This is a genomic window from Lentzea sp. (assembly GCF_035525475.1).
Classification (GTDB): domain Bacteria; phylum Actinomycetota; class Actinomycetes; order Mycobacteriales; family Pseudonocardiaceae; genus Lentzea.
The window spans coordinates 26034-32301 of the sequence record NZ_DATLEC010000229.1 but is presented as its reverse complement, the minus strand read 5'-3'; the positions used below and the strand labels follow the sequence as shown (position 1 = coordinate 32301).

The 6268-nt window shown below is 72.4% G+C and carries 2 protein-coding genes; both read right to left on the bottom strand.

Annotated features, from left to right (window positions below):
- Positions 1-412: 412 nt before the first annotated feature.
- Positions 413-4426, bottom strand: coding sequence for a histone H1-like repetitive region-containing protein (locus VM306_RS34840; RefSeq protein WP_325522545.1), 4014 nt, complete (start codon positions 4424-4426; stop codon positions 413-415).
- A gap of 18 nt (positions 4427-4444) precedes the next feature.
- Positions 4445-6121 (bottom strand): energy-dependent translational throttle protein EttA, encoded by a 1677-nt coding sequence (gene ettA / locus VM306_RS34835; RefSeq protein WP_325522543.1) that lies wholly within the window; start codon positions 6119-6121, stop codon positions 4445-4447.
- Between the last annotated feature and the right edge of the window lie 147 nt (positions 6122-6268).

The following is a 6268-nucleotide window of genomic DNA, read 5'->3' as shown; positions in this document are numbered from 1 at the left end:
GGTGGCTACCGCGGGGACGTCGTCGGATCGGGTCGGCGCTCCAGTCGAGGTCATCTACAGGCGACTCCACGCGCTCCGGCACCGCTGTGTGCCGGGTCCGCCCCCACCCTAGATGGGGTGGCGGCCGTCACCGGACACGGGAGGGGCACTGACGGACCACTGAATCGAGGGCTGAATCGAGTCACATCATCAGTGGCTGCAACACATTTCGCATCGCGGACGCGGCACGACACCGGCCCGCCCTGACAAGCGGGACGCACCGGAGGTTCAGCCGATCCCTGGCACACAACCGATCAGGGGCCCGACGTGGTGCTGACCGCCGGACCGTGCAGAACACCTACCCGTCCACCGCCGGTGGATCACCTGCCGGCGGACGGGTTGGGCAAGGCTTGAGGTGTGGCGCTGGACACCATCACGTCCCGGGCAGCGTCCAGCCCGGCGGTCCGTCGAACCTCACCGGACGAATCGGACCCGTGGTCTCGTTGTCCTGCGCGGAGCCCAGGGGAACGATCGGGCCGGTCTTCTCCTGCTCGCTCTCGGGAACGGGCCCGGCGGGGCCCGGGCCGAGAGGAGCGGGCTCCGGCTTGGCGGTCGCCTTGTCGCCGAAGTGATCCGACAGGACGTACGGCACGTGCTGCGAGCCGAACTGGCTCGCACCGAAGTAGGAATCGGGCCGAAGCTGCGCCGAGCCGAACGGATCAGCCGGCCTCGAGGGCGGGTCGGCGCTGACCGGGGGCTGCGGAGGCTGCTCCACGGGAGCGGCGGCGATGCCGGACTCCGCGATGCCGGATTGCGCGATGCCGGATTGCGGGGTGGCGGCCTCCTGGTCGGCGGCCGACCACTCCGGAACGCCGAGATCCGTGGCCTCGACCTGCTCCTCGTCGGAGCGGCGGCCCGTCTCGTAGGCCACCAGCGCCTCGGCGAGCAGGTCGGCGAGGCTCAGGTCGCTCGGCCTGCGCCGGCTGCTGGGACGGCCGGTGCGCGCGCCGTCGCCGCTGTCCGCCGATCCGCCGGAGGTGGCCTGGTCCGAGGTGGCCGGCTGAGCCGGGGGCTCGGCCTTCTCCGCGAAGTAGTCGTACTGCGGTGCCGGATCGGGCATCGCCACGTCCGGCCCGGTAGCGCCCGGTTGTACGACGGACACGTCGGTTACCGGCTCGGGCTGGACTATCGGATCGGTCTGCATCGGCGACTCGGAACCGGGCCGGTCGCCGAACCCCTGCCGCCCACCGAACCCGGACGGCGTCCCGAACCCGGCCTGGGTGCCGAAGCCCTGCGACCCGAACGTCTGCGTCCCGAAGCTCGGCTGGGCGCCGAACCCGGACGGCGCGCCGAACGCCGGTGGGATCCCGTAGCCGGACTGCGCCGGCGGCCCGTCGGTGACCTGCTGGTCCGCGGCCCTGGACAGGCGGACAGGGGCCGTGGGCACGTCGGACGCGTCGTCGTCCACGTCCGCGGAGCTCAGGAAGCTGGTCGACATCAGGTCCGGCTCCGGCGACCGCGGGATCTCGTCCGGAACCGGCACCGACGGGATCGGGTCCGGGATCGGCGGCAACGGCTCGCGGGCGGGATCCGGCTCGGGATCGGGGAGCTCCACCGGAGCGGGAACGGACTCGAGCGCCCTCGGCTTCGGGGTGCTGAAGTCGAGCGAGCTGAAGTCGAGGTCGGGAAGCCTGCGCTCGTCCGGGTCGGCGACTGCGGGGAAGCCCCCCGCCGGGGTGTGCGGCGGGTAGGCGGGGGCGTCCAGGTGGGGACCGAAGTCCGGAGCCGCCGGCGCGCGCGAGAACGCCGCCGCCAGGCCCGCGCGGCCGGGACGGTCCGGCATGTCCGGTAACGCCGGGGTGCCCTGGTCCCCGAACAGCCCGCCCGCCGGAAAACCCTGCTGCGCCGGGGAGTCCTGGCTCGGGGAGTCCGGAGTGGCCGGCGAACCGGAGTAGCTGGGCGGGGACTCGACGTCCGGGGAGCTCGAAGCCCCGGAACCGAAGTAGCTCGGCGGCGACCCCGCGTCCGCGGAGCCCGGCCCCGTGGCGGTGGTGAAGTAGCTCGGGGGCTCAGCGCTCGCGGAGCCGGCCTCCGGGAAGGCCTGTGCGGAGGGGGACTCCGTGCTCTGGTCGTCCTCGCGGAGGCGGGATGGGGGTTCCACCCGCCACGACGCCGCCGACGGCGTCTCGGGCTCGGAGCCGGTGTCGCGGGCCCGGCGGCGCCCTCCCGCTCGCAGGCCCTGGGCCTTGAGCATGTCCAGCACGCTTTCGGGCTGGGGTCGCGAGGCGTCGGTCCTGGCCGCCTCCTCGCGTTCCGCTGCCTGGCGAGCGACCTCCTGGTGAGCCGCCTCCTGGCGTGCCACGTCGCGGCGCACCGCTTCCAGTCGGGCGGCCTCCCGACGGGCGGCCTCCTCGCGGGCGGCTTCCCCGCGAGCCGCCTCCTCGCGAGCGGCCTGCTGGCGAGCCGCTTCCTGGCGCGCGGCTTCTTGACGCGCCGCCTCCTGGCGAGCGGCTTCCTGGCGAGCGGCTTCCTCACGGGCCGCCTCCTGGCGAGCGGCCTGCTGACGCGCGGCCTCCTGACGCGCGGCTTCCTCACGGGCGGCCTGCTGACGCGCGGCCTCCTCGCGGGCTGCTTCCTGACGTGCGGCTTCCTGGCGAGCAGCCTCGTCGCGAGCAGCCTGCCGGCGGGCCGCTTCCTGGCGCGCTGCTTCCTCTTCGGCCGCCCTGGCCTCGCGTTCGGCCTGGGCGCGTTGCTCGGCGCGGGCCTGGCGTTCCGCCTCTATCTGACGGCGGGCCTCGCGCTGCAGCTCCATGAGCTGCTGCTCGATCTTGCGCTTGCGCGCCAGCTCGGGGCTCACCTGCTCCTGGTCCGCGGGCGGAGGCTGCTCGACGGGCGCGGGAGCCTCGGCCGGCGGGGCCGGCTCGGCGGGAGAGTCGGTGATGACGGGGATCGCGGCGATGGTGGTCGGTGTGTCGTCGCCGATCTCACCCGCGGCCACCCGTGCGGCGCGGCGGCGGCCGCTGACCATGGCGCCCGCGGAGGCGATCAGGCCGGACGCGGGGACGGTGCGGTCGGACGACGAGGATGCTGGTGGCGGTTCCACGGGCTCCGGGGTCTTGTCTTCTGGTTCGCCGAACGGCTGGACCATGCGCCACCGGTCGGCGGCGTGTTGTCGTGCTGCCGACAAGCCTTCCACGGTCATGTCCTCTGCTGCACGGCGGACGCGGTTTGCTTTCAGGCCATCGCCTTTGCGCACCTGGACCGGACGCCACTGGCGCAGCTGCTGCTTCAGAGCCGCGGGCAGCACGCCGTCGGTGGCCGAGGGCATGCCCTCGATCGGCCGGAGCAGGTCCGCCAGCTGCCGGTGCAGGTCCGCGGGCTGCCGGTGCACTCCGGAGAACTCTGCGGCGAGCCGGGCGCGCACCGCGTAGACGGCGCGGGCGCGGCGGCGTTCGGCGGCGTGGGCGGACCGCAGATTCGTGAGCGCGTCGGCCAGTTCGCCGGTCACCTCGTGCACGTGGGCCAGCGCCAGCAGGCTTTCCGCGAGAAGGGTGTCGAGCTGGTGGCGTTCGGCGCTCGCCGCGGCCTCGCGCAGCATCTCGCGGGCCAGCACGACCCTGCCCGCCGGCAGGTGGACGCGCGTGGCCAGCGCCAGGCGCAGCCACCCCGCCGTGGACGCCGACGGTGCCCGCACCGGGCGGTCGAGCAGCGGGGCGCCGGCCTTGCTCGCGTCGAGCACGCGGTTCGCGTCCATCAACGCCAGCACCAGTTCCAGCGTGAGCCGGCCGAAGCCCTGGCCGCTGTCCGCCGACGGGTCGGCGAACCTGCCCAGCAGGTCCAGGCCCTCGCGCGCGGCACCGATGGCGGCGGCGATGTCGCCCCACCGCCGGTGCTGCGCCGCCTGCACCGCGCGGACCAGGCCGCGCAGCAGCAGGCGGGTGTCGTCGTCGAGCGTCGAGTCGGACACGTAGAGCTGGTCCGCCTCGGCGAGGGCCCGCGTGGGCTCGTCGCCGCGGCCGACCGTGACGAGGCACTCGCTGGCCTGCACCAGAGCCGAGGCCCGCAGCTCCGCGGGCACGTCCGGCGCCTCCAGCACGGGCGTCACCGCGGCGAACCCCGTCAGCGGTGCCCCCACCGACCGCGCGCACGCCGCGAGCTCGACCCGCAGCAACCACGCGGTCTCGTGCTCACCGGCGGCCTCGGCCGCCTTCAGCGCGTCGATCGCCCTGTCGGCGACGCGGACGCCGCGGCCCACGCGGTTGCCCGCGAAGACCACCAGCGACTCCGCCCGCAGGCGGTCGGCTTCGTCGTGGCGGGCGGTGGCGAGCGCGAGTGCGCGCTCGCCCAGCACCAGAGCGAGCTCCGGTGCCCGCCAACGCAGCCGCCAGGCGGGCACGACCAGCGTGCTCACCTCGACGTTCGCCCGCGCCTCGCCCCTCGCCGCCACGACGTCGCCGTTGCCCTCTCAGTCTCGTGTCAGCTTGCGGTACGTGACACGGTGCGGCCTGGCGGCATCCGCACCCAGGCGTTCGAGCTTGTTCTTCTCGTACCCCTCGAAGTTGCCCTCGAACCAGTACCACTTCGACGGGTCGTCGTCCGTGCCCTCCCACGCGAGGATGTGCGTGGCGACGCGGTCGAGGAACCACCGGTCGTGGGAGATCACGACGGCGCAGCCGGGGAACTGCTCGAGAGCGTTCTCCAGCGAGCCCAGTGTCTCGACGTCCAGGTCGTTGGTCGGCTCGTCCAGCAGGATCAGGTTGCCGCCGAGCTTGAGCGTGAGCGCGAGGTTCAGGCGGTTGCGCTCGCCACCGGACAGCACGCCCGCGGGCTTCTGCTGGTCAGGGCCCTTGAAGCCGAACGCGCTGACGTACGCGCGCGACGGCATCTCGACGTTGCCGACGTGGATGTAGTCGAGTCCGCCGGACACGACCTCCCACACGTTCTTCTTCGGGTCGATGCCGCCGCGGTTCTGGTCGACGTAGGACAGCAGGACCGTCTCGCCGACCTTCACGTCGCCGGCGTCCGGCTGCTCGAGACCGACGATGGTCTTGAACAGCGTCGTCTTGCCGACGCCGTTCGGGCCGATGACGCCCACGATGCCGTTGCGCGGCAACGTGAACGACAGGCCGTCGATCAGGACCCTGTCGCCGAAGCCCTTCTTCAGCTTGTCGACCTCGACCACGACGCTGCCCAGACGCGGGCCCGGCGGGATCTGGATCTCCTCGAAGTCGAGCTTGCGGGTCTTCTCCGCCTCGGCCGCCATCTCCTCGTAGCGGTCGAGACGCGCCTTGGACTTGGCCTGGCGGGCCTTGGCGCCGGAGCGGACCCAGTCGAGCTCGTCCTTGAGGCGCTTCTGCAGCTTCTGGTCCTTCTTGCCCTGGACCGCGAGTCGCTCGGCCTTCTTTTCCAGGTAGGTGGAGTAGTTGCCCTCGTACGGGTGGGTGCGGCCGCGGTCGATCTCGAGGATCCACTCGGCCAGGTTGTCCAGGAAGTACCGGTCGTGGGTCACGGCGAGCACGGCGCCGGCGTACTGCGAGAGGTGCTGCTCCAGCCACAGGACGCTCTCCGCGTCCAGGTGGTTGGTGGGCTCGTCGAGCAGCAGCAGGTCGGGCTTGCTCAGCAGCAGCTTGCACAGCGCGACACGGCGGCGCTCACCACCGGAGAGCTTGGTGACGTCGGCGTCGGGCGGCGGGCAGCGCAGGGCGTCCATCGCCTGCTCCAGCTGGGAGTCGAGGTCCCACGCGTCGGCGTGGTCGAGCTCCTCCTGGAGCTTGCCCATCTCCTCCATCAGCTCGTCGGAGTAGTCGGTCGCCATCAGCTCGGCGATCTCGTTGAAGCGGTCGAGCTTCACCTTGATCTCGCCCAGGCCCTCCTGGACGTTGCCGAGGACGGTCTTCTCCTCGTTGAGCGGCGGTTCCTGCTGCAGGATGCCCACGGTGTAACCGGGAGCCAGGTACGCCTCGCCGTTGTTCGGCGTGTCCAACCCCGCCATGATCTTGAGCACGCTCGACTTGCCGGCGCCGTTGGGACCGACCACACCGATCTTCGCGCCGGGGTAGAACATGATCGTGACGTCATCGAGGATGACCTTGTCACCGTGCGCCTTGCGCACCTTTTTCATGGTGTAGATGAACTCGGCCATGGCGGCGATCGTAGAGCGGTGCCCAGAGGCTCCTGACCTCGGTCGCCGACTAGCGGGCGTCCACCCCCGGATCGAGCGTCACGCGACTCGGTGACCTGCCCGTTCCGTTCGAACGTGAACGACTCTCGGCGATCGGTCCTCAGCGGC